Source organism: Paenibacillus mucilaginosus 3016 (assembly GCF_000250655.1).
In the GTDB taxonomy this organism is placed as follows: domain Bacteria; phylum Bacillota; class Bacilli; order Paenibacillales; family NBRC-103111; genus Paenibacillus_G; species Paenibacillus_G mucilaginosus.
In genome coordinates this window covers 436,658-460,904 of record NC_016935.1, presented here as the reverse complement: position 1 = coordinate 460,904, position 24,247 = coordinate 436,658, and the positions used below count along the sequence as shown (strand labels likewise).

Genomic DNA, 24,247 nt, shown 5'->3' with positions numbered 1-24,247 from the left:
CAGGCCCCGCGGCCTGCTCTTTTGGCGATACAGCTGCGGCTACAGCCGATCTCCTTGGTCCTGGGCCATCAGGCCCCATTCCCGGATGAACCGTTCCGGCTCGTCGAGGGACAGATAGATCGCCGTCACTTCGCAGGGAAGCAGCAGCAGCCCCTGCACACGTGCCGGGCTGCGCAGCCGGATACGGACATTCGGCGTTCCGAACAGCGGCAGGACTGCAGCCCTTCTCTCTTCGGGTCTGCGTACATCCCATTCCACACCCTCGACGGAGGCGATGCGGTGCCAGGGCAGATCCGCCTGAATCCGCAGCCCATACCGCAGGCGGAGCCCCCCGGCCGATAGGCGGACCGGTTGAAGGACCGAGGCCCGGCAGTCGGCCCAAATCAGCGTGAGCAGCCAGAGGTCTGCTGCAGTCAGCAGCCATGCGGCGACTGTAGACCAGGTCTGGACGATCAGGTGAAGGGCTGCCGTCTCCAGAAGCAGAATCTTGGTCAGCATGGCGGCGTACAGGATCTGATTGTTGTTCCGGTGATAGGTGTAGCTGTATTTTTTTGAATCCGATGGTGTTACATCAGCTTTCTTGGTCCATGTGTAGAAAACATAATACAGCATAAGGGCGTCATGCAGAAGAACGGAAGACACCACGCCTTCACCCAGCACCTCCCTTACGGCTCTGCGAAGCCTCTCCGCCGTGTCCGGCTCCTCCCCAACCAGCTCCCTGAATCTCCTTGCCGCACGATAGAGCAGCCTCCCTTCATAGAAAAGGATCACGGCTTCCGCGGCGATCAGCAGCAGTTCGAGGGGCCAGTAGACCGTCCAGGCCGTTTCCTTGAGCGCGGCAGGAAGCACCAGCCAGGAAACGAATGTGCCGAGAGCCGCGAACGGAAGAATCCTTAAGAACGGCTTCCCTGCCGGCCGGGCAACCAGGAACCAGTACAGCAGAGGAACCACCAGCATGAGGTCGAAGAGCACAGCGTAAGCGATCAGCCGGTCTTCCGAAGCTCCGGGGTTCCATCGGGCGGCAGCGCTGTCCAATAGCAGAATCAGCGCCGCCAGGAAGAGAAACAGAGCCGGGCGGCTCAGCTTAAGCTTGACCATGGGACCCTCCCCTTTCGATATGGATATTGGCCTTGGTCTTCCGTTTCTGCCCTAAGGCCTCACTCCCCGAACGGATTCCCCTCAAACGAGGTATGCACCAGGTTCGGGAGCTGTTCCAGGAGCTCCTGCGGCACCGCCTCCAGCTTGTTGCGGCCGAGATCAAGCACCCGGAGGTTCTTCAGCTTCGCCAGCTCGGGAGGGACCCGTTTCAGGCCGGTGGCATTGATCCGCAGGATTTCGAGCTTCGAGAGCTCCCCAATCTCCGGCGGCAGCATGCTGAGCGTCACCTCATCGATGCCGATCAGCTTCTCCGCCTGGTGCGGACGGTCGTAGCTGCAGCAGTAGACCGAGAGCTGTACCAGATTCTCCAGCCGGCCGATCTCTCCCGGAATTTCTTCGAGGTCGGCGGTGTAGACTGTCAGGCTCTCCAGATTCCGCAGCCCGAACAAGGCCGGAGGCAGGCGCCGGATGTCCTGCTCGAAGAGCTGCAGCTCCCTAAGCCGCGTCATCCTTGTGAGCTTCTCGGGGACTTCCTCCAGTCCCCAGCCCATCAGCTCCAGCTTCTCCGCCCCGTGACGCAGGGCATCCTCCAGGAAGGCATCCAGCCCCCGGTTGAATTCCCCCATCACGAAGACCCCGGGGATCTCCTCGGCCAGCGCCCTGCCTTCCTCTTCGGAGAGCCGGATATAGAGCATCTCTTCGTGCGCGACGTTGACCAGCCAATCCTCCTCTTCCGCATCCCAGAAGCTGAGGTCCTCCGGCAGATCGGGATACTGCCAGGCATGCATCGAGGAGGCGGCCTTCTTCAGCACTTCCGCCGCCTCGGGACAGCATTGGTAGACATATACGGTGCCCTTCGGGCTGTAACCGATGTTATTTCGCTGCCGGACTTCGCCCATGGTGCAGGTCCGGATCAGATACGGCTGCAGTCTGCGCAGCAGTGCCCCGGCTCGGCCTCCTCCCGGAGCCGGTGCTTCTTCCGCCCCGATCTCCCGGTCGGCCAGCGCGAACACCGCCGCCCGCTTCATCGCATAATCAATCAGCTTGCGGTAGGCATCGCCCTTGGGATCATTATAAATTTTCAACATATTCTTCATGGTCTTCGGTTCCCCCTCGCTGTTCCAGGCCTGTGAGCGGCTGCTTCATTCTCACATCATCATACCGCATGCCCCGGGGTACCCCCTGGATCTCCAGCACACCATGATAAATCAAATGCCTAAGCCGGTATTCGACGTATTCATCACCAATATCCTGCTCCAGATGGCCGATCATCTCTCCGACCACCCGAGCCGACCTGATCCACTCCTGATTATTCCGCTCCCTGTGCAGCTGCTCCACCACGGCGGTAAGCGTGCTGTCGTAGTAATCCTCCCGTACTTCCACGATCCGCCCGTCCCGCCATATCCGAAGGCCCGTCTTCCGCCCGGAAAGCTCCAGCCACTCGGACTCCAGACTCTGTCTCTGCTCAGGCGACAGCTTCCGGCAGCACGCCTTCATTTCCCAGATGCCCCTCAGCTCCTCGGGATTCATCTCTCCGGTCCGCCGCCTCCCGTAACTCGGATCCGTCTGATGCAGTGAAGCATAGGCTGAGGTTGTGTCCATCAAGAAGACCGGATTTTCCTTATCCCTCAGCAAATAAACCGCAAAGCGTAATCCCGCCTGTTCATGCGCATTGGAGCCGGCCCAGATCGTAACCGGCAGCGACTCGGGTATGCCTTCCAACCGGCTCCTCATCTCCAGAAACTGCTCCTCGCCCTGGAGCAGATATTCATCCCTGTCATCCATGTTGATATGGAGCATGCACCACCGCCGCCGCTCTTCCCGCCCCTCTTCCTCTTCGAGCTTCCATAAAGGGCCGACCGAGAACGGAAGCGCATCCCGCAGCACCAGAACTCGGTGCTCCGGCTTCCTCCCCTCCGGTGCCTTCAGCGCTATCTTCAGCGAACCGCCCGGCGAATCCCCAAGGGCAATATGAATATGCCGGATCTTTACATAGTCCACCTCCGTCCGCTTCTTGGACATCTCCAGCAGAGACTTCTTCAAGCTTTCGTGCATCTCTGCCGAATACCCGTCATGAGCGAACAGGAGGGACAGCAGCGACTTGGCTTCCTGCTCGGACATCTCTCGAATAACCTGCCGCAGTGCATAAGAAGAGTTCACATCCCCACCCCTTTCAAGAACGAATCGATAAAAAAAGACCGCTGCACCAAAGGCACGGTCTATGCTGTCTTGGAAGGAGCCTTACTGCCGCTCTCCATGATACGAATTTCCTTTATATGGTACCCACCTTAAATCATAACGGGATCCGCCCAGCCCTGCAACCCTTAGGCAGGCTTCGTCTCCTGCAGCACCGGAGGGGCAGGCCGGCGCTCCAGCCGTTTCAGCCAGAGCCAGATGACCAGCAGCTCCAGAGGTGCGGCAAGGGCGGTCACAAGTCCGGCCAGCAGTCCGTTCAGGCCCGGCGCGGTATAGACCAGCAGAAGCAGCAGCCCCAGGGAGAGCCCGACGGAGACCATCTTGCTTGCCATGATCGCCTTCGTCCGGCCGAGCATCATGCATTTGCCCGCCACGAAATCGATCCACGGGAAGAGCAGTGCCTGCACGGACAGGAAGAGCAGCAGATGCCGTACTTCAGCCAGCAGCGGGCCATGAAGGCCGAGCAGGCCTTCGAGCAGGGGGCCGCCCAGCGGCGAAGATACCCCCAGCAGCAGAGCCGGCGACAGAATGGAGAGACAGGTGACAACGAGGAGCACGCTGCGGCGTTCATCCTCGTAGAACTGGATCACGATCTGGTGGACCGAAGCGCAGAACCAGGCCACCATATTCGCGAGCTGAATCGCCACGGCATAAGCGGCCACGGCCAGCGTGGGATCCATGCTCTTGTTCAGCGCAGCCTGGATCGAAGGGTTCAGCAGCACGAGCACCATCGAGGAGTACAGCAGCGGCAGATAGAACGGCAGCAGCTGCCCCACCTTCCCCACGGTCTGCTCTTCCCGGGCGGGCGGCAGGCCGCGGCGCAGCGCCATGCCCTCCCATACGGCGACGATGCATTCGATGATCAGCCCCACGACGAAGATCCAGGCGCCGATCCGCCCGTCATGGGTCATTCCCTCGCGGATGAAGAACCAGGACATCGCGAACATGACCGCCACGCGGACGGCCATGCCTACCGTCATCCAACCGGTGCGCAGCTGGTTGATGATGACGCCTTGGAATAAGCTGCGCAGAGCCGTGAACACGTACATGAACGCCAGCACCTGATAGACCCCGATGGTTGGCTCGAGAAGAGATTCTTTGACGCCGAACACATACCGGAACAGGAGCTCGCCGGCCGGGGTCCAGCCGATGGCCGCGCTGATGGCGACGAGCGCTCCCGAGACGATGGCGGTCAGCCGGGCGACGGACTTGAAGGAGATCCGGTCGCGCGAATATTTGCTGGAGGTCTGGCGGATGATGTTCATCGGCAGATCGATCAGGAAGGAAAGGCTGAGCGCCACGGCGTACGAGGAGATCGTCACGTCGGGATTCGCGGAACGGGCCAGCACGCCGTTGATGATCACGTGGGTCAGGGCGGCGAGCAGGGCGGAGGTTCCCATCGGTACATAGAACAAGATGATCCGGAGCATGGCTTTTTCCCCTCTTCTAAGACAGCATGGTCGAAAAATCTCTGGCAGCGGTGTATAGGGCAAAGACGAGAACTTCCGATTCGTTTCACTCATTATACCAGACAATGTTCACGTGTTCCGAAACAATTTGTTCCAGATTGTAGGTCATCTGCGCCCAACTCTTCCGCCCCTCTTGCTCCCCATCCTTCGTCCTGCGCAGCATGCCAAAGAGCGCCTGTCCGCCAGGCGCCCTGTGTTCTTGTTCATTTGCCGTTCATGCCGATTACGCCGATCTCATTCACGCTTAACGGATATACCCGATGTCCGTGCCGCTCGGCGTACCGGTGCCCTTGAGATCGCTGCCAGATGACAGCTGCAGGAAGCTGCCGAGATTCGGCGAACCGTCCGCATTGCGCGAGATCGCCGGCGTCAGAGAGACGAAATCGGCGTCGCTGGCCGCAAGACCCTTGGCGTTCACCGTCTTGTTGTCCTTCCACCATACATTCGTGCTCGACACATCCGTCCCGCTCGTCTTGTCGCTCGATCCGCCCTTGTACGAGAGGTTGTTCGTGAACACGTGCGTGCCGACATCGAAGGCAAAATTGCTCTGACCGTTGCTCCACGACGTGTTGTTCTTGAACTGGATGGAACCCGGGTTGCTGTTATACGTGAAGCCGTGCTTCTTGTTCTGGTACGCCACCGAGTTCTGCACGATATGATTCACCGGAATTTTTCTCGCCGCCCAGCTTGAAGCCGTTGCCGTCGCTGCTCGTGGTGGTGGTGCCGTCCGACGTCTTGCCGTTGTGGTGGGCTACGCTGTTGCGGATCGTGACCGGAGAGATCGCTCCCGTATCCGTCTTCGTGTAGAGATCCCAGCCGTCATCCACATTGTATGCAGCGATGCAGCCGTCGAACACGTTGCCCGGCCCGACCGTCAGCTTGGCCGCGAAGCCGTCCGCATCCTCGCCGTTGTCCGGGTCGAAGTTGTCGTGGGAGTAGGAATTGATCACTTCGTTATAGCTCGGCCACTCGCTCTGTGCAGCCGTCGAGGCGTAGCGCCCGATCTGGATGCCCGTATCGCGGTTGTGATGCGTCTCCACATTCTCGAGGCGGTTGTAATTGCCGGCGATATAGATGCCGTTATCCCCGGCCCCCTTGACCTCAAGACCCTTCACGAGCCAGTAATGGCCGTTGATCTGCAGGCCGCGGTTGGCGGAGTTGAACGTCTGGCCCGAAAAGTCGAGAACCGGCTTCTCCGTGCCGTAGGCGACGATGGCTTTATGCGCACCGGATGCGCCGCTGTTCGTCCGGTCGATCGTCACGGTGGAGCTGAAGCTGTAGGTCCCGCCGCGCAGGTAGATCGTACCGCCGGCTGCGACCTTGGTGAGGGCGGCGGCCAGTGTCGTCGGCGCGCTGAGCGTGCCCGGATTGCTCGCCGATCCGTTCGGTGCGGCGTAGATCGGCTCGGGAGCCGCGGCGGCCGGGGCAGCCGCCAGCATCGAGAGAGCCAATGCGGAAGACAGCAGAAGTGCAGCTGGTTTGTTCATGCGTTTGTTCACGTTACATATTCCTCCTCTGAGAATGGGGTTAGGGTAGTCGCCCGAAGTTCTGTACTCTTCCAGGCCAGCCGGGCTCATCTGTTCCATGACTCATGAACGTCCATGATGAGTTAGGGAGGGATCACCGCCTTTCGATCTATCCCCTCAGCCTGCAGATCACCTCGAGGGGATAGCCCCATTATCGGAGAGCCAGATCGTAACGGCAATAATCCGGCGATTAGATTTTGGTTAGTTTTACCATAAGTACCTATTGTTATCTTTTATTCACATCCCCGCCAATTCCACTTCCATTGAACAGGTTGAAATCAGCGCATTGCTGCAACGCTGCCCCGATGCTACGCTTTGGTTGCATCCGGACGGGTTGATCCATACCGGGTTGAAACGCAAATAGAGAGGAGTGGACAGGCAGCCTTACGGCAATCAGGGCCAAGCTGTGGAACGGAATACGCAAATTCCATTCATTCGGAAAACGGGAGGAACTCCAATAATGAAAAGCAAGTCCTTGTTGAAAGTGCTTACGGCCGCATCGCTCATCGTCTCCGCCATGCCCCTGATGTCCGCCAGCGCGGCGGACCCGGCTCTTGTCCCGTACAATCTGACCGGGTTCTCGGCCGGCAATACCGGAGGCGGCAGCATCCCGGAGACCGACACGGCCCGCTACAAGAAGGTATATAACGCGGCTGATCTTGCCGCTGCACTGAAGCGGGGCTCCGGTGTCAAGGTGGTCGAGATCATGAACGACCTGAACCTCGGCTGGAACGAGCTGCCGGCCGAAGCGAAGATCTCCCCTTTTACAGCGCACAGCACGCCTCTGACTCATCCCGTGCTCAAGACGACAGGGGTGAGCAAGCTTACGGTTGACGGCTTCAACGGACTGACGATCTTCTCGGCGAACGGGGCCAAAATCAAACACGGCGCATTCGTCTTCAAACGCAGCTCTAACGTGATCATCCGCAACCTGGAATTCGACGAGCTGTGGGAGTGGGACGAGTATACGAAGGGCGACTACGACAAGAACGACTGGGATTATGTCACCCTGGAGGAGAACAGCAAGGTATGGATCGACCACTGCAAGTTCAATAAAGCCTACGACGGCCTCGTCGATGTCAAAAAGGGCACGAACGGCGTCACGATCTCCTGGTCCACCTTCAAGGGCGACGACGGCAGCGCAGGCAGCTGGGTCCGCAAGCAGATCGACGCGATGGAAGCGAATCCGTCCGCTTACCCGATGTACGCATACCTGCGCAGCAGCGCGATCGGTCTGACCAAGGAAGATATTATTGCAGTTGCCGCCTCCCAGAAAAAAGGCCATCTCGTAGGCGCCACCGAGTTCGACTCCCTGAATCCGAACCTCCAGGTAACGCTCCACCATAACTATTACAAGGATATCCAGGACCGGATGCCGCGGCTTCGCGGAGGCAACGCCCATGCGTATAACATCGTGATGGACAGCGCGGCTGCCTACGCCGCGAAGAAGAAGATTACGACAGCGATGGAAACCGCTCTGAAGTCCAAGGGATACAAGTTCGGCGTAACGAGCAACGGCGCCATCTCCACCGAAGGCGGGGCGGTGCTTGTCGAGAAGTCGGAGATCATTGACGTGGCCAGCCCCGTGCGCAACAACCAGACCGATCCGGCCGACAGCAGCTACACAGGCAAAATCCGGGTGCTCGACACGCTCTACTCGCTGAACGGCACTTCGTTCCGCGGCGGCAGCGACACCTCGGGCTCCCCGCTCGCTCCTGTGCCGGCACCGGTCATTGCTTTCTCCTGGAACGGCTTCTCCACGCTGCCGTACAGCTACACCGCCGAGGACCCGGCGACCCTGAAGGCCAGACTGACGGCATCGAACGGCGCAGGCGCCGGCAAGCTGATCTGGTCGAAGGACAACTGGCTGAAGACGAGCTACTAGGATCTTTACGTGACGCTCTTTCCTATGGAGGGCGGCTGAATTTCGTACAGCACCAAAAGAGCTTTCTCCGGACTCTTGAAGTCCGGGGAAAGCTCTTTTGATTACCGACCTGATTTCAATCTAAGCCTAAGCAAGTCTGCCGCAGCCGGGGCCAGTGCCAATTGCCTCCAAGGAGTCGTGCAGCAGTTGGGCTGCGTCCCGCAGGCCGCCGGATCAGGGACAGAGCTTCGCTGATCAGCGTCGCAGCTGCGCGTTCGCTCATCCCCATGGATACCTTTTATCATTACTCGCGGCGAAAAATGTATTCACTCCGAATCCGTTCACCGACCAACTAACAGAACCGGTTAGTAAGGAGTGAAGGCTTGGGTAATACTAGGTACAGCGTACTTTTGCAGGAATGAGCCTAAATCTGTACATTCGTTGAAACGTGTCCGCTGATGTTCCGTATAAGATCTACGACGAAACGTGTAGGAATTTGCATGGTGACAGTCATTACTTACGAAAAGGGGGAGTTTATTCATGGATCTGTTTTCACCGGAATTTTGGTCAGCCCTCGGCGCGATCATCATCATCGACTTGATCCTGGCCGGAGACAATGCCATCGTCATCGGTATGGCATCCAAGGATCTGCCGAAGGAGCACCAAAAAAAGGCCATCTACTGGGGTACCGCCGGCGCGATCATTATCCGGATTATCTTCACGCTGGTTGCCGTATGGCTGCTGCAAGTCCCGGGGCTGCTGCTGATCGGGGGCTTGGCGCTCGTATGGATCGCCTACAAGCTGCTGGCCGACGATAAGGGCCACGACAATATTAAAGCGACCACCTCGCTCAAAGAAGCGATCCGCACGATCATCATTGCCGATGCCGTTATGGGTATCGACAACGTGCTCGCGGTGGCGGGAGCGGCACACGGCAGCTTCCTGCTGGTCGTCCTCGGCCTTATCATCTCCGTTCCGATCGTCGTCTGGGGAAGCACCATCATCCTGAAGCTCATCGAACGCTTCCCGGTCATCGTCTATATCGGCACAGCGGTTCTCGCGATGACGGCAGGCAAAATGATTACGGACGAGCCGCTGCTTAAAGGATTCATCGGCGAAAACGATGTGCTCAAATGGGGCATCATCATCGCCATCATTGCGGTTGTCCTGCTGGCCGGCTATGCCGCCAAGAAGAAACAGGGCGGACATCACCCGCAAACGGGCTGATTCCACCGACTGCTGCAAGAAAAACCGGGAGAGCTTGGCTCTCCCGGTTTTTTCGTCTGCTTCGGTTGTCGAACACTTGGGCGCCCGTTTACGCTGCAGCCGTTATACTTTGGCCGCCGTTCCGTTCCCGCGGCCGGCTTCATGGCCGCCTTGGCGGCGCAGCTTGCGGAGGAAAGGCATCAGGTAGTGGTCTACGCCGAACCGGCCGGCATTCGTACCTGCCATCAGGACGATGACCCCAAGCAGGATCAGCCACGGGTTCGTGCTTACAGTACCGGCGAAGAGGAACATGAAGTTCATCATAAGTCCGAAGAAGGCGGCGGCTGTCGTCAGGGCCCCGAGGATCAGGCCCAGGCCGACCAGCGTTTCCCCTACCGGTATCAGGAAGTTAATCAGCTTCACGTTCGGCAGGGCGAAGTGCTGCAGGAAGGCGGTGAACGTCGGATAGACCAGTTCGTTCGTGGCTTTATCGAGCACCGGCTTGGCAATGGCGCCTTTGAGGAAGCCGGCGGCATCGAATCCGCCCGTCAGCTTGTGAAGCCCTGCGGTAAACCACTGGTAACCGAGATACAAGCGAAGGACCATCAGCAGTCCGGCGGCATACACGTTGTCTCTAAGGAATCGGGTTAACATGATGGATACATCTCCCTCGGATGGTTTTATGGAATGCAGAACGACTGGATTTCGTCCCAATAATTGATTCAAGTGAATATTTTCACAAATTAGTGTGCAGTTTAGCAGCTCTTTAGAACATTCTGACTTTAACCTAAGCTTTACTTTTGCTGCCCTGCGCTGAGTTGTTGTTTCCGGTCGGGCTCTCAGGCGGCTGCTCCTGCGGTTGTGGTGGACTCATGACCTTCGCTTCCCTTCATGGCTCGCTTTACTTGGAAGTGTGCTTTCTTATTTCCCGTGTGCTGTGCTGCTCTCTTTCATGCCTTTACTATAGCACGCCTCCTCAGCCGATGATGTGAACCAGATCACACGTCCGGGCAAAAAGAAAAACACCGGCGATATCCCGGTGTTCCAGCGCTGATCCGAGGCCTCCGCGGCCGGCCGCCTCCAAGCTTACGGATGATATTTGCGCTCGCTCGAAGAGCGGTGCTTTGTTTCTTCCCCGTTCTTCTCCTCCTGCTGCTCCAGTGTCAGGTCCTCCACCGGAATGGCATCCACCGTCTGCTCGCTCTCGTACAGATCGAAGAGACTGGGCTTGTCCGTCGGATACTGCTCCGGATGATCACGGTTCACACGCTGCCGCATCCGTTCCGTATTTTTCGGCGTTTCCATCTTGCACTCTCCCCTTTCCAAGCTGTGGATACTATTACTTACCTGTTTGAGGAGGGGGTCAAACAAACAGCCCGTGCAGCTGCTCACAACTCACTTCTGATCCTCGGATCACATGAGGCCCCGGTCCCCCCAGGAATAAAAACGGCACCAATCCCTCATCTTGATTTCTGCATACTCTGCGCTCGGGCATATCTTTTTGCGCTCCGTTATGCTTCGCATAAAGGTCGCTTCCAAAAAGATATCTCCTCGCTTTTACTCCTAGGCTGGCCCGGATCCTACTCCTCTTGATTTCAGCATACTCTGCGCTCGGGCATATCTTTTTGCGCTCCGTTATGCTTCGCATAAAGGTCGCTTCCAAAAAGACATCTCCTCGCTTTTACTCCTAGGCTGGTCTGGATCCCGCTCCTCTTGATTTCGGCATACTCTGCGCTCGGGCATATCTTTTGGGGCTCCGTTATGCTTCACATAAAGGTCGCTTTCAAAAAGATATCTCCTCGCTTTTACACGCCTTACCCGTTAGATTACACCCGTAGCGCGCTTTCAACTTCCCCCGTCCACCGCCATATGCTGCATTCAAACCGATACGCTCTTCTCAACCTTTGGTTGAAAACTCCCTCAAACTAAGACTGTGATTATTTCCGAAATAAGGAAATTCTGGTACGGTAATGACGAGCCCAAGACGAGGAGGTGCAGGGACCCAACCCTTATTGGCTGTAAGCTTGTATAAACCAATTTACCAAAACCAAAATTCAAATGATGGAGGCGTTACTTATGAAAATGAAAAAAGTCGCAAGCATGATGCTGTCGGTCGGTCTGGTCTCTTCGGTATTCGCCGCTCTCCCGGCACAAGCCGCTACCATTACAGTTAACTCCACGATCGTGGTTGCTGCAGGGCAGACCTTCGACGGTGCCGGCAACACTTATGTAGCCAATGCAAGCACGCTAGGCGACGGCAGCCAGGCCGAAGGCCAGAAGCCGGTCTTCCGCGTCGAAGCGGGCGGCACGCTCAAGAACGTGAACCTCGGCGCTCCTGCCGCGGACGGCGTACACTGCTACGGCAGCTGCAACATCACGAACGTGAACTGGCAGGACGTAGGTGAGGATGCCCTCACGCTCAAGTCCTCCGGTACCGTGAACATCACGGGCGGCTCCGCCTACAAGGCGTACGACAAAGTATTCCAGGCGAATGCTGCGGGTACGTTCAACATCAAGAACTTCCGCGCCAATGACATCGGCAAGCTGGTACGCCAAAACGGGGGCACGACATTCAAGGTCGTCATGAACGTAGACTCCAGCGATATCTCCAACGTGAAGGATTCCATCCTGCGCACGGACAGCCCTGTATCCACCGGCAGCATCACGAACACCCGTTACAGCAGCGTACCGACGCTGTTCAAGGGCTTCGCTTCCGGAAATACCTACCAATCCGGCAATACCAAGTACTAAACCGTCCAAGCCAGTTCTCTTCATTACGTGTTCCCAAGCAGCCTGCTGAGCCCCGAGCTCCGCAGGCTGCTTTTTTGCGCGGGGCACGGCACGTCTCCCTCCTGCCCCGACACTCCCCTGAGCCGGGCTCGGCCCCACTTGGAAGACAATGGGTAACAAACGGCAGGGAGGGGTAAGCAGAATAGGATGCCTGCGTTAGGTGAACTGCCGCCCGCATCCTTAAGCTGTCCTGCCGAATTCGCTCTACTGAGGGGGGGTGATCCCATGACGCTGGCCGGCAAAGCCCTCGGGCTGCTCGCCATCTTCATTATCTTCCGTACCCTGCTCGCCTGGACCATTCGCTTTCTGGACAAGCGATGCCGCCTGCGCCCGTCTACTCTGCATTTCATTCTCGCTGCGGCCGGCACCGTGCCGCTGGTTCATCTTGTGCAGAGCGCCGTCCAGGGAAGGGCGGCCATGAGCTTAACGGTCATGCCCGCCCTGCTCATCCTCTACACGGTCATCAAGGGACTGTGGGTCCGCAAACAAGAAGAGTCCGCCCTCTAAAGCAAGGGACGGACTCTTCTTGTATCCGGAACCGGCGGCTCCTGGACCGGCTGCGTCAAACCAGCTGCCGCAGCACCGTGTCCGCCCGCTCGTACTCGGCGAGGACCCCGCTGACGAGGCAGGCCAGCTTCCCTGACGGCTGGCCCTCCCGTGCCTCTTCCTCCAGCGTGTGCAGCAGGTCGGACAACGGGCGAAGCCCCAGGGTGACGCTTCCGGACTTGAGGCTGTGGGCCAGCCTGGCAATCTCTTCATGGCTGCCGCGGTCCGCCGCTTCCTTCAGCCGCTGCAGACGTCCCGGGGTATCCGCCAGGTAATCCGCCACAAGCTGCCGCAGCAGGGCACGGGACGGATCGAGCTCGAGCAGTTCCGCCAGCACCTCCTGCTCGAGGAGCTCCGGTTGAGGCTCCGGACGGAATGCCGGGACCCACTTCTCGAGTGCCTCTCTCAGCGCCTTCAGGGTGAACGGCTTCATCAGGGCGTCGTCGAGCTCGGAACCGAGGACGCGGCTCTCACCGGCCCTGCCGAGCGTGGACCCCGAGAGCGACAGAATCGGAATGCGCGGCCGCCCGGCGGCGGCCTCCTGAAGCCGGATGGCGCGAACCGCTTCGCTGCCGTTCATTCCCGGCATGTGATGATCCATCAGAATGATGTCGAACGTTCCGCGGGCACATGCCTCGACCGCCTCCGTCCCGCTGCCTGCGGTCGTGATGCGGCTGAGGCCCAGCTTCTGAAGCTGCATCAGAATGACCTGGCGGGAGATCGCATCGTCTTCCGCCAGCAGGACGGCGATCTCCCGCTTGACGGCCGCACGCTGCGGGAGATCGGCCGGACCGGAATCCGGCTCGTCCGCCCTCCCGCTGTTCTCCCCGACCGGCAGCGGCAGCTCCACCCGGAAGGTGGAGCCTTCTCCAAGCACACTCTGTACGGCAATGGTGCCGCCCATGAGCTCCACGATCCGCTTGGTGATCGACAGGCCGAGTCCGGTGCCCTTCGGCATGTCGGCCGAGGAAGCGTCATGCGCCTGGTAGTACGGCTGGAACAGCTCCGACAGCTTCTCCTGCGGGATGCCCCGGCCCGTATCCCGGATCTCCATAGCAATCCGCTGCTCTCCGGCACCTCCGCCCAGCAGGTCCACCCGGATGGTCACCGTGCCGCCCGGCGTGAATTTGATGGCGTTGCCCGCCAGGTTGATCAGCACCTGGCGGATCCGGTCGGCATCGCCGACCAGCACGGGCGCGATGCGCTCCTCCACCTGCTGGAGCAGCGCCGTTCCGTTGGAGACGGCGGACGGGGTCAGGAGCTCCACGACATGGAGGAGCACCTCACGCAGGCGGAACGGGCGGGACACCAGGGTCAGCTTGCCCGCCTCCATCCGCGAAAGATCAAGCAGGTCATGGGCGATGGTGAGCAGCAGGGCCGCCGAGGAGCGGATCAGCGCCAGCTCCTGCCGGGCTTCGGCCGCTTTGCCGGAGAGCCCTAGCAGCTCCGACATTCCCATGATCCCGCTCAGGGGCGTTCGGATCTCATGGGAGATCATCGCGAGCAGATCGCTCTTGGCCGCATTCGCCCGCTCGGCCTCTTCCTTGGCCGTCTTCAGCTGGGCATTCGTCTTGGCAAGCAGGCGCTGCAGTGTGATGAGCTCGTTGTTCATCACGGAGAATTCCGTCAGGGCCGCATCCTCCCTCTGCTTGGAACGGATAAGCTCGTCCGACAGCCGGGCGATCGTCTCTCTCAGCCGCTGCGCTTCTTCCGGTTCGCCGATGGTTGTCATAGGGTTGCCAGCCTCCTTAGGATGCGGGGATCTCCCGGAGCAGCCCGGCCGCCATACGCACCGCTTCGCCCGCATTGCGGCTGCAGCCGTCCGCGCCTACCTGGATCCACAGCTGCGGATCGATGTTGAACGGCAGGCCGCCGACAATGATCTTGACCCCCCGGCACCCTTCGGAGGCCCGGATCTGTTCGATCAGCTTTTTCACCAGATGGACATGGTACGTCATCGTCGCCGAGATGGCCACCATATGGGCCTGCTGCGAGATCACGGTCTGGATAATGCTGCGGGCCGGCACGTTCGCGCCGAGGTAATACGTATCCCAGCCTTCGGCCTCGAAAAGATCGGCTACCATCCGCAGGCCCACCTCGTGGATCTCGTCGCCGACACAGGTGGCCACAAGCCTGCGGTCCTTGCGTTCGGAGCCGAACAGATACGGGTACAGCTGCGACATGATGAGCTGCGTGGCCGCCGTGCAGTAATGCTCCTGGGCCACATTGATTCCGCCCGTCTGCCAAAGCCTGCCGATCTCGTACTGCACCGGCTGGAAGATGTGCAGATAGATGTCCGCCAGCGGCGTCTGCGCCTCCACCAGCTCCATGATGAGCCGGCTCGCCTCCTGGCGCCTGCCCTCCAGCAGAATGCGCAGATATTCGGCCGCCTCGGCCCCGTAAGGCGCATCCGCCGCGATGAACGGAGGCACGTCGGCCGGCAGTGCAAGCTGATGCAGACCGATGTCGAGGAACCGGGTGACATGCTCCTGATGCTCTCCTCCGATCGAGAGGCACACCTCTTCCCGGAGACAGGCGAGATTCACCTCGATCTCCTTCACGCCGACCTTGTACCCCTCGAGAAGCGCTTTCAGCCAGGTGATGTAGTGCACGAACAACGAGGGACTGTCCATCATAAGACTCTCCGCCAAATATTTGAGGCTGAACACCGTGTCCTGCTTCGTCCGCTCCCGGCCCGCAGGTCCGAACCTCTGGATGAGATCCGGCTGCAGGCTGTACTGTCTCTCCGTCACTTGGTCTGCGAGCTGCTCCGCCATATCAAGCAGCAGCACTCCCGCCTCCGTATGGGCTGGCATTCGCTCTCCCCCTCATGAACATGCAGAAAGGCCGCAATGTCGCAGCCTTCCCTCATGCGTGATTTTACAAGACGACCGGAAAATAGTGATCGAGCACTTCCACAAGCGTAGCTTTGTAGTAAGGTTTGATAATGTAATCCGCCATGCCCGCCGCCATACACTGCTGCTTGATCTCGGGCAGCGTATTCGTCGTCACGGCGATCATCACAGGCCGCTGGCCTTCGCAGTCCGCCATAATCCGCCGGGCGGCCGAGAGCCCGTCGAGAACGGGCAGCCGCAGATCCATGAATATCAGGTCGTAGCGCTTCGCAGCTGCGGCGGATACGGCAGCCTCTCCGTTATCCTCCATGTCGATATGGCCAAAGCCCAGCTGGGCCAGTATGGTATGAAGCACCCGCCGGCTGATGTTGTCATCCTCTACGATCAGTACCTCGCACGCTGCCGGAGCTTTGGCACGACGCGCGGTGTAGCCTGCATGCATCCTTCATTGTCCTCCCCTCAGAACCTGGCCGTACCTTATTCTGCTAGGCACCCCACATACTGTATCAATCTAGTATACCTTATATCCCGCCGGACTGAAATGAAATCATTGGGCATGCGGGCATAGGACCGTTACCGAGGGAGTCTTCTCATCTGCAAAATCCAAAGCCGGCGTCTCCATAAAAAAACAAAACGTCCGGACATCCGGACGCTGAAGAACCTATGCATTACGGGAGCCGGGCTCACTCCGACTCCCTCTCTTATCCTATGCAGGCGGGCACCGGCGGTATTCCGTCGGCGTGCAGCCCGCGCTCCGCTTGAAGGTATTGCTGAAATACGCGACGTCCGTGTATCCCACGCGCTGGGCCACTTCGCTGACCCGCAGGGAAGTAGCCGCCAGCAGCCGCTTCGCCTCTTCCATCCGCATCTCGACGATATGCTCGACGAAGCCCCGCCCGAGCTGCTGCTTGAACAGCTGGCTGAGGTAGCTCGGGTTGAGATGCACCCGTGCGGCGGCTTCGGTCAGCGTGAGCTCCCCGCCGAGATGCTCCCGGATATACCCGAGCACCTGTTCCACCGGCGAACGGTCCGCCGGATCACAGGAAGCCTTGGGAGCTCCCGCCGCCTGCCCGCCCGCGCGGGCCTGCAGCCAGCCCTCCAGGCAGGCGCGCATCTCCTCCACCTCGACCGGCTTCAGCAGGTAGTCGGTGACCCCGAGGCGCAGCGCCCCCTGGACGTAAGCGAAGTCGTCATAGCCGCTGACGACGATCACGCTCTGCTCCCGGGCCGTCTGCCGCAGCTGCTGGACGAAGCTCATGCCGTTCATGACCGGCATCCGCACATCGGTCAGCACCATATCGACCGGCGCTTCCTTCAGGATATCCAGAGCCTCCAGCCCATGCGAGGCCTCCCGTGCCACCTCGAAGGGCAGGCCCGTGCGTTCGATCACTTTGCGCAGCGAGGTGCGCACCCACTTCTCGTCATCCACCAACAGCACGCTGTACACTATCGCTACCTCCCTTTTGCTCAGGACTTGACAGCGGGAGCCCGGCCTTCCGGAGCGGAGACAGACCCTCGTCCGTATCCGCCTGCCGCCGGGCCTCCGCCGGAAACCGCAGCGTCACGGTCGTGCCGCCGCCCTCCCGGGAATCGATCCGGCCCCCATAGGCCTCTCCGTACACATACACGATCCGCCGGTGCACATTGGCCACCCCGATATGGTCGCCTCCGGCCAGCACATCCTTCTGCTCGAGATCCAGGCGGATCCGGGAGAGCACCTCCACGGGCATCCCCACGCCCGTATCCTCGACGGCCACGAGGAACGAGGCGTCCCCGTCCCGCCGCGCGCTGATCCGGATGCGCATCGGAGCCGCCCCCGGTTCCATACCGTGGATGATGCTGTTCTCGACAATCGGCTGCAGTGCGAACTTCACCACCGGCAGCTCCAGCGCCCAATCCGGCACGTCGAATTCGGAGTCAAGCCGGTCTTCAAACCGGTACTGCTGCACCCGCAGATACATCCGGCAGAAGAGCAGCTCCTCGCGGAGCGTGACCACCGGCCGGTCGTTCTTCAGGTTGTAGCGGAGCAGCTTCGCCAGCGCCCCCGACATGGAGGCGATATCGTCCATATCCTGGTCGAGCGCCATGCCCCGGATCGTCTCGAGCGAGTTATAGAGAAAATGCGGATTGAGCTGCGACTGAAGCACCTTCAGCTCGCTCTCCTTCTGCCGCAGCGAAGCCTCGGTTTCTTTGAGCCGGCTGAAGTAGATCTCCTCCAGCAGGCTCTCCAGCCGCTCCACCATCTTGTTGAAGCCGTGGGTAAGCAGGCCGATCTCGTCCTTGGAGCGCACCTCCAGCTTCACGCTGAAATCCCCTACCTCCACCCGCCGCATATACGCCTGAAGCCGCCGGATCGGACCGACGAGGGACGCCGCGAAGCCGATGCCGAGCAGGTAGGCGGCCGTCAGGGCGATGATCAGCGTCCAGAGGATCGTGCGCCCGATATAGTCGGTGCCGTCAGTCAGCTCCTTGTACGGCAGCACGGTAACCAGCCGCCAGCCGAGGTAGGGGGAGAGGCTGTAGGTCAGGAAGAGGCTCGGCTTGTCGCCGGTGATCAGCGCTCCGCTCTCCTCCGTCATCTGCCCGGTATGGCCGGGCTCGGCCGGGGTACCCACCAGTGACAGGTCCGGATGGTACACGTAGTGGTTCTGCGCATCGACCATGTACAGGAACCCGGTCCGCCCGATGGACACCATCTCCGAGATTTCCTGGATGCGCTTGAAATTCACGTCCATGATCAGCATCCCCGCCGGCTCGAGCGTCTGCGGCGACATCAGGCGGCGGACGATGGAGAAGACCTGCTCCTGCCGCCCGTCCGGCCAGCGGATGACCCGGGAGATCAGCTTCGGCGTGCCTTGGAGCGGCACATCCGCATACCAGTATTCCTTGCGGAGCTCGTCGGCCGGATAAGGGCTGCGGACGCCCGCCGTGTCGAACGTCTGCCGGCCGTCCAGCACAAGCGTGATGTTGGAGATGTCCGACCGCGAGTAAGACGCGTTCTTCAGCATCTGCACGACGGCCGGGCGGATGCCGCTCTGCTGGATCTCCTCCGCAGTCCGCATCCGCAGCAGACGGGTAACGTCCGGGTGATTGACGATGCCGAGCGTCGTAATCTCGAAGTCCCGCACGTAATACTCGATGTGGCTTTTCACCTGCTCGATGATCTGCAGGCTGGACTCGCGTCCCTCGCTTTCGAGAACATCCGCCGACCGCTGGTAGGAGATCAGCCCCACCAGAACAAGCGGCACCGCCACGAGCAGCGCCGAGAAGACGAACAGCCGGAGCGTCAGCGGCTTGTCGCGCAGCAGCCCGTACCGCTGTATTCTGTCCATCCATTGCCCGATCCGCATGCTCATGGCCATCCCCCTTTCTTCCGTATCCCTTCCCTGCTCTCATTGTATCATGGAAGCGATACCAAGAGGGACCGCTTTGTGTGCGGGATGAACAGGCTGACGCGAACCTTCCCGCAGGGAAGCGAGAAACCTATAACAGCCGTCCGCTTTCCCGTGATCTGAAGCTTGGCTGCCCTTTTGGGACCGCGTACGCGAACCTGCGTGTACGGTCGGAAGAGAGCGTCTGACGTGGAAAGGGAGGGCCTCCTGACATGCGGAGCATGCCGCCGACCTCTGTGCGGCGCAGGCCACCCTCACCGCTTCCGAAGCGCAAGAAGCGTGCCCCGCGGGACGGGAGCACGCACGCCCGGGATACGGGCTGAAGAGCTTACTTGCGCGCCGCGTCGATCGCGTCCAGCGCTTCCTTGTAATCCGCGCGGTACTTCTCGATGACCGGCTTCACGGCATCCTGCCAAGGCTTCAGGTCCTTCACTTCCGTGATGGTCGCGCCGGCGGCACGAACCTTGGCTTCGGCTTCCTTCTCATACTTATCCCATGCCTCGCGCTGCGTCTTCACGGAGTCGAGCGCCGCCTGCTTCAGGATTTTGCGGTCCTCTTCGCCCAGCTTGTTCCACGCTGTCTGGGAGATGAGCAGCACTTCCGGCACGCGCTGGTGGCCGTCGAGGATCATGTTCTTCGCCACTTCAAAATGGTTCGACGACTGGTAGCTCGGGAAGTTGTTCTCCGCCGCATCGATAACGCCCGTCTGCAGGGAGGAGAACACTTCGCCGTACGGCATCGGCGTCGCGCTGCCGCCCAGGGCCGCTACGAGGTCGATGTTGATCTTGTTCTGAATGACGCGGATCTTCTGGCCCTTGAGATCGGCCAGGCTCGCGATCGGCTTGCGGGAGTAGAAGCTGCGCGCCCCCGAGCTGTAGTAGGCCAGGCCCTTCATCTTCGCCCCTTCGAGGCTGTCGAGCATCTTGTTGCCGGCCTCGCTCTCGAGGAACTTCCACAGGTGCTGGTCGCTGTCGAACACGTACGGCAGCGAGAAGACGCCGAAGCCCTTCGAGAATTCACCCAGCGGTCCGGACGACACGCGGGTGAACTCGATCGCGCCGAGCTGCACCTGCTCGAGCACCGCCTTCTCTTCCCCGAGCTGCGCCCCCGGGAACACGTCGATCTTGATGCGTCCGTTCGTCCGCTCGTTCACCAGCTCCGCGAATTTTTTGTCGCCGATGACCGTCGGGTAATCCGCAGGGTGGGTATCCGCCAGGCGGAACGTATACTTCTTGCCCTCCGCCTTCTTCTCGCCTTCCGTACCGCCCGCCGTCTCCTTCGCTCCGCAGCCTGCCAGCAGGCCGCCGGCGATCGCCAGAGCAGACAGTACCGTAACCGTTTTCTTGAGTGTTTTCATGTGAGAACTACCCCTTTTCTTCTTATGGATATTGTACTTCCGGCCTTCCCCGCAATCCACTGCCAACTCTTGTCTATCCGGTGCCCTGCACCAGATTCGGCAGCCACATCACAAGTCCCGGCAGGTAGGTAAGCACCAGCAGCACGACGCATAGCACGTAGAAGAACGGCATCATGGCCTTCGTTCCTTCGCTGATCGAGATCTTGCCTATCGCACAGCCGACGAAGAGGACGGTGCCCACCGGCGGCGTCAGCAGCCCGATCCCGAGGTTGAGCATCATGATGATGCCGAAGTGCACGGGGTCCATCCCCAGATGGGTTACGACGGGCAGCAGGATCGGCGTCATGATCAGAATGAGCGGGGCCATATCCATCGGCGCCCCGAGCAGCAGCAGCAGCAGGTTGATGATGAGCAGTATGACGAACGGCGAGTCCGAGATCGAGATCATCGCGTCGGTCACCATCGCCGGAATCTTCAGGAACGCCAGCAGCCAGGAGAACGCGTCGGAGGCGGCGATCAGGAACAGCACCATGGAGACGGTACGGAATGTTTTCTTCAGAATCAGCCACATGCGGCTGTAAGGGATATCCTTGTAGATTACGAACGTCAGGATAAAGGCATACAGGCAGGCCAGCGCCCCCGACTCCGTAGCCGTGAACCAGCCGGAGAAAATCCCCCCGAGGATAATGACAGCCGTCAGAATCGACATGAAGCCGTCGAGCAGAATCTTCGGCACATCCTTGCGGTCGATCGGGTCGCCCTTGGCGTAGCCGCGCTTCACCGCGAACACGTAGCTCGTCAGCATGAGCGACAGACACAGGATAATCCCCGGCACGATGCCTGCAAGGAACAGCGAGGTGATCGAGATTCCGCCCCCTGCGGCCAGTGAGTACAGCACGAGGTTGTGGCTCGGCGGCACGACGACGCCCTGGATGGCGGAAGAGACGGTGACGCCGACGGAGTAGTCGGTGTCGTAGCCTTTTTTCTTCATCATGGGGATCATGACCGATCCGATGGACGACACGTCGGCGACGGCGGAGCCCGAGATATTGCCGAAGAACATGCAGGCCACCGAGTTCACCATCGCGAGTCCTCCGCGGACGCGCCCGACGAACAGCTGAGCGAGGTTGACGATCCGCAGCGCGAGATTGCCCTCGCTCATGATGTGCCCCGCAAGGATGAAGAACGGAATCGTGAGCAGCGAGTAGGACGACATCCCCTGGATCATCCGCTGGCCTACGACCGCGAGCGGAATTTCGAGATACATGACGGTGAGCAGTGTCGAGACCGCCAGTGTCAGCGAGACCGGGAAGCGGAGCAGCAGCATCACGACGAACGAGATCGAGAGGACGAGTACGGCGATTGTGGTTTCTTCCATGCTAGTGGCCCCCTCCTTCGTCCATGCCTTTGTGTCTTACCGTATCCATGCCAATCAGCTGCAGAAAAGAGTAAATACAGACGAGAACGCCGGTGATCGGCATGATCACATAAATGATCGAGTTTGGCAGCCCGGTGGCCGCCAGCCGGCTCTCGTGCATGAGCTGCGTGAATTCGGTACCCGAGACAACCAGGTAGAAGCCGAAGGCGAGCGTGACGGCATAGATTACTTTGTCCAGCACCTTATTGGCCAGCGGCGGCAGCTTCGCCGTAAAGGAATCGATCGCCAGATGCAGTCTCTCACGGAAGCCGATCGCGATCCCGATGAAGGCGAACCAGACGAGCAGCAGCAGCGTGACTTCCTCCGACCACGGCAGCACGTAATTAAACAGCTTGCGCGTCAGCACCTGTACGGTGACGATCAGGATCATGGAGAGCAGCGCGATCTGCGCCAGGTTCTCCAGAAGCGAGTCGAACCATAGGGCTATGCGCTTCAGTTGTTGCATGGGAGTCACCTCTTTTTTGTGCGGCTTATATGTAAGCGTTTTATATTGATATTGTAAGCGATTGCTGAAGCCCCTTGAACGAGGCTGGTTTTAGGATCTGTTGTAATTTTTTTAGATGTTCGGCCCCCGGGTATATTTGTCCCTCTCTCTGACTATGCTTTGTAGTAGTTACCAGATTGATAGATTCGAGGGGGCCTATTCCGATATGAAACGTACCGCGTCCTTCTTCCTTCTTCTTACCGTTACCGTGCTCTGCGTCTGGGGAGCGCTGGCGTCCGGCGCCGGAGCAAACCGGGACCTGGAGCGTCTGCTGCCCCTCTCCCTCGATGTGATCGACGGCCCCGTGCGCGTCGTCGTCAAGCATATCAGCCCCTACAAGCCCCATGCCGGCGAGGCTGCGTTCCTCGAGACCGGCCGCCGGCTCAGCGAGCGGCTCGGCCTCCCTCCCGCAGAGCTGCGCAGCGGCGGGGACCACATCCTCTACAAAGCTTCCGGCCCCGACTCCGGCGGCATCCGGCGTACGCTGCTATGGGTCATGTTCCCTGACGGGTCGACCGAGCTGATCGTCTCCGCCGAGACCCCGGAATCCGGGGACACCGGCACCGGCGGGGAAGCTGCCTCCCGGATGGAGGAAGCCCAGACGAAGCTGAGCCGCGTCCTCGAAGGCATGGGCGTCACGCCGAACTGGAACGTGATTGTCCAGGGCAAGCTGAAGGCGGACTACGCCTCCCCGGATAAGCTGAACGGCTGGCTGCAGGCGGAGCTTCGGGCCGAAGCGGTCGAGAGCTACGACGACGGCCGTAGCGTGAGCGTCTCCTATGCCTCACCGCTCCTCGAGGCGTCGGTGCAGAGCGGAGGCCGGATGCTGAACCTGCAGGCGGCGGTGCACCGCAGCTCGGAGACGGGCGAGTCCCGGTTGACGCTGGGAACGCCGGTGATCACGACAGAGTATTGATAGTATGGAGAGCGAGGGCGTGCATAGGGCGCGATGCCAAAAAACTCCCGTTCCCCGGTTAGAGCCGGGAAACGGGAGTTTGGGGTTGTTGTCAGGTTAGGGGACGTACGGCTGCCGGCAGCCCGCGGTGCAGCAGACGGCGGCCCGGGGCCGTTCGGTAGAACAGCCGCTCAAGCAGCGCGAACGCGCTCCCGGCGGTCCAGTACAGGGCTACGGCGGCCGGGGCCGTCCACGTGACGGCCAGCGGCACGAGCAGCAGCAGGCTGCCCAGCACCAGGCGGGCACCTGTAGCGGTGAACGCACTGCCGAGGCTCGGCACATCCGCCAAGGGGATCAGGCCCGCCGCAGCGGAGAGAAGCCCGGCCGCCAGCGGCAGCAGGTGCAGCGGATCGGCCGTACCCAGGCCGGCCATCCAGGGGAGCAGCACGGTCGTCATCGTGCTGCCGTGGGTCAGGAACAGGCCGTACATGGCCATCAGCAGCGGAGCCTGCAGCAGCGCCGCGGCGAACGGGGCCAGCGGCCGGATGCCGTACTTGCGGTTGACCTCCGACGTGTGCCGGACGAGCTCGGCCAGATCGCTTCCATGCGTGTCCCGCAGCTTGGCGAGCTCGGGCTGGGCGGCGGCCGTGCGGACCTGCTGGCGGCCGGCATTCAGGTTGAAGCGGACGAGCAGCAGCCGGACGCCGAAGGTGAGCAGAAGCAGAGCAAGACCCCAGTCTTGGGTCCATTCGTAGAGCATCGCAAGCAGGTAGGCCAGGAAGTCGATCAAGGGTTGAACGAGGGTATACATCGGTTACCGTTTCCTCCTTTGGATCGTGCGCTTCGGCTCCGGCTGTGACCGGGCCGAGCGCAGGGTGCTTGGGGTGAACCTTGCATCAGCACGCTCCCAGGAAGGTCAGTCCTCCTCATCCCTGTCATCCGTTCCTGCCCTTGGCGGGCGAAGAAGGCGAACGGCAAACCGCCGTGTCCCCGAAGGCCGGAGATCCTCCTGAGGCTCCGGAGGCAGAGGCACCACGTCCTTCCGCTGTCCTGCCCCTTCTGCAATAAAAACCCCCTTTGCCAGCATCCAAGGTCCCCATACCAGGGAAGTCATTCCCAGCAAAAGCAGCA

Annotated in this window: 20 protein-coding genes and 1 pseudogene; 5 read left to right on the top strand and 16 right to left on the bottom strand. The window is 60.3% G+C overall.

Going from position 1 to position 24,247, the window contains the following annotated elements; all coding sequences use genetic code 11:
- Positions 1–39 precede the first annotated feature (39 nt).
- The 5 genes and pseudogenes from PM3016_RS02060 to PM3016_RS02040 form a co-directional block, all read right to left on the bottom strand.
- A complete protein-coding gene (locus PM3016_RS02060) occupies positions 40–1,098 on the bottom strand; it encodes a hypothetical protein (RefSeq protein WP_014368268.1) in 1,059 nt (352 codons plus the stop codon).
- A gap of 59 nt (positions 1,099–1,157) precedes the next feature.
- A complete protein-coding gene (locus tag PM3016_RS02055; protein WP_014368267.1) occupies positions 1,158–2,195 on the bottom strand; it encodes a leucine-rich repeat domain-containing protein in 1,038 nt (345 codons plus the stop codon).
- Positions 2,170–3,258: a DUF1835 domain-containing protein gene (locus PM3016_RS02050; protein ID WP_148279651.1), complete on the bottom strand. Its 1,089-nt coding sequence runs from the start codon at positions 3,256–3,258 to the stop codon at positions 2,170–2,172. The genes PM3016_RS02055 and PM3016_RS02050 overlap by 26 nt, the downstream gene beginning before the upstream one ends.
- A gap of 164 nt (positions 3,259–3,422) precedes the next feature.
- The gene (locus tag PM3016_RS02045; protein ID WP_014368265.1) at positions 3,423–4,724 is read right to left on the bottom strand and encodes a hypothetical protein; all 1,302 of its coding nucleotides are present in this window, start codon (positions 4,722–4,724) and stop codon (positions 3,423–3,425) included.
- Positions 4,725–5,007: 283 nt separating this feature from the next.
- A pseudogene (locus PM3016_RS02040) lies at positions 5,008–6,202 on the bottom strand (right-handed parallel beta-helix repeat-containing protein).
- A 547-nt stretch (positions 6,203–6,749) separates the two neighbouring features.
- Here PM3016_RS02040 and PM3016_RS02035 point away from each other — a divergent pair.
- A complete protein-coding gene (locus PM3016_RS02035; protein WP_014368264.1) occupies positions 6,750–8,174 on the top strand; it encodes a pectate lyase family protein in 1,425 nt (474 codons plus the stop codon).
- 519 nt (positions 8,175–8,693) lie between these two features.
- Entirely contained in the window at positions 8,694–9,380 is a 687-nt protein-coding gene (locus tag PM3016_RS02030) for a TerC family protein (RefSeq protein WP_013914225.1), read from the top strand.
- A 102-nt stretch (positions 9,381–9,482) separates the two neighbouring features.
- On the opposite strand, the gene PM3016_RS02025 is transcribed toward PM3016_RS02030, so the two are convergent.
- Together PM3016_RS02025 and PM3016_RS02020 are read right to left on the bottom strand one after the other, a co-directional pair.
- Complete coding sequence (locus PM3016_RS02025; RefSeq protein WP_014368263.1) at positions 9,483–10,013, bottom strand: DoxX family protein; 531 nt, start codon at positions 10,011–10,013, stop codon at positions 9,483–9,485.
- Between the two features lie 432 nt (positions 10,014–10,445).
- The gene (locus PM3016_RS02020) at positions 10,446–10,664 is read right to left on the bottom strand and encodes a hypothetical protein (RefSeq protein WP_013914223.1); all 219 of its coding nucleotides are present in this window, start codon (positions 10,662–10,664) and stop codon (positions 10,446–10,448) included.
- A 771-nt stretch (positions 10,665–11,435) separates the two neighbouring features.
- Here PM3016_RS02020 and PM3016_RS02010 point away from each other — a divergent pair.
- Together PM3016_RS02010 and PM3016_RS02005 are read left to right on the top strand one after the other, a co-directional pair.
- On the top strand, positions 11,436–12,110 hold the full coding sequence (locus PM3016_RS02010) for a pectate lyase (protein ID WP_013914221.1): 675 nt from the start codon (positions 11,436–11,438) through the stop codon (positions 12,108–12,110).
- 264 nt (positions 12,111–12,374) lie between these two features.
- Positions 12,375–12,656, top strand: coding sequence for a hypothetical protein (locus PM3016_RS02005; RefSeq protein ID WP_013914220.1), 282 nt, complete (start codon positions 12,375–12,377; stop codon positions 12,654–12,656).
- 55 nt (positions 12,657–12,711) lie between these two features.
- Here PM3016_RS02005 and PM3016_RS02000 read toward each other — a convergent pair whose 3' ends face one another.
- The 8 genes from PM3016_RS02000 to PM3016_RS01965 all read right to left on the bottom strand — a co-directional run bounded on the left by PM3016_RS02000 (position 12,712) and on the right by PM3016_RS01965 (position 22,182).
- On the bottom strand, positions 12,712–14,427 hold the full coding sequence (locus PM3016_RS02000; RefSeq protein ID WP_014368262.1) for an ATP-binding protein: 1,716 nt from the start codon (positions 14,425–14,427) through the stop codon (positions 12,712–12,714).
- A 16-nt stretch (positions 14,428–14,443) separates the two neighbouring features.
- Positions 14,444–15,511: a cobalamin-dependent protein gene (locus tag PM3016_RS01995; protein ID WP_013914218.1), complete on the bottom strand. Its 1,068-nt coding sequence runs from the start codon at positions 15,509–15,511 to the stop codon at positions 14,444–14,446.
- A gap of 64 nt (positions 15,512–15,575) precedes the next feature.
- Positions 15,576–15,992 carry a response regulator gene (locus PM3016_RS01990; protein WP_014368261.1) on the bottom strand — a complete coding sequence of 139 codons (417 nt, stop codon included), beginning with the start codon at positions 15,990–15,992 and terminating at the stop codon, positions 15,576–15,578.
- 264 nt (positions 15,993–16,256) lie between these two features.
- On the bottom strand, positions 16,257–16,997 hold the full coding sequence (locus tag PM3016_RS01985; protein WP_013914216.1) for a response regulator transcription factor: 741 nt from the start codon (positions 16,995–16,997) through the stop codon (positions 16,257–16,259).
- Complete coding sequence (locus PM3016_RS01980) at positions 16,972–18,906, bottom strand: sensor histidine kinase (protein WP_014368260.1); 1,935 nt, start codon at positions 18,904–18,906, stop codon at positions 16,972–16,974. The genes PM3016_RS01985 and PM3016_RS01980 overlap by 26 nt, the downstream gene beginning before the upstream one ends.
- Before the next feature lie 364 nt (positions 18,907–19,270).
- Positions 19,271–20,299 (bottom strand): TRAP transporter substrate-binding protein, encoded by a 1,029-nt coding sequence (locus PM3016_RS01975; RefSeq protein WP_014368259.1) that lies wholly within the window; start codon positions 20,297–20,299, stop codon positions 19,271–19,273.
- A 73-nt stretch (positions 20,300–20,372) separates the two neighbouring features.
- A complete protein-coding gene (locus PM3016_RS01970) occupies positions 20,373–21,677 on the bottom strand; it encodes a TRAP transporter large permease (RefSeq protein WP_013914213.1) in 1,305 nt (434 codons plus the stop codon).
- A gap of 1 nt (position 21,678) precedes the next feature.
- Positions 21,679–22,182 carry a TRAP transporter small permease gene (locus PM3016_RS01965; RefSeq protein WP_014368258.1) on the bottom strand — a complete coding sequence of 168 codons (504 nt, stop codon included), beginning with the start codon at positions 22,180–22,182 and terminating at the stop codon, positions 21,679–21,681.
- Positions 22,183–22,387: 205 nt separating this feature from the next.
- On the opposite strand from PM3016_RS01965, the gene PM3016_RS01960 reads away from it, so the two are divergent.
- The gene (locus PM3016_RS01960) at positions 22,388–23,137 is read left to right on the top strand and encodes a YwmB family TATA-box binding protein (RefSeq protein ID WP_014368257.1); all 750 of its coding nucleotides are present in this window, start codon (positions 22,388–22,390) and stop codon (positions 23,135–23,137) included.
- Positions 23,138–23,228: 91 nt separating this feature from the next.
- Here the strand turns inward: PM3016_RS01960 and PM3016_RS01955 are convergent, their stop codons facing one another.
- On the bottom strand, positions 23,229–23,927 hold the full coding sequence (locus PM3016_RS01955; RefSeq protein ID WP_014368256.1) for a YidC/Oxa1 family membrane protein insertase: 699 nt from the start codon (positions 23,925–23,927) through the stop codon (positions 23,229–23,231).
- Positions 23,928–24,247: the final 320 nt, after the last annotated feature.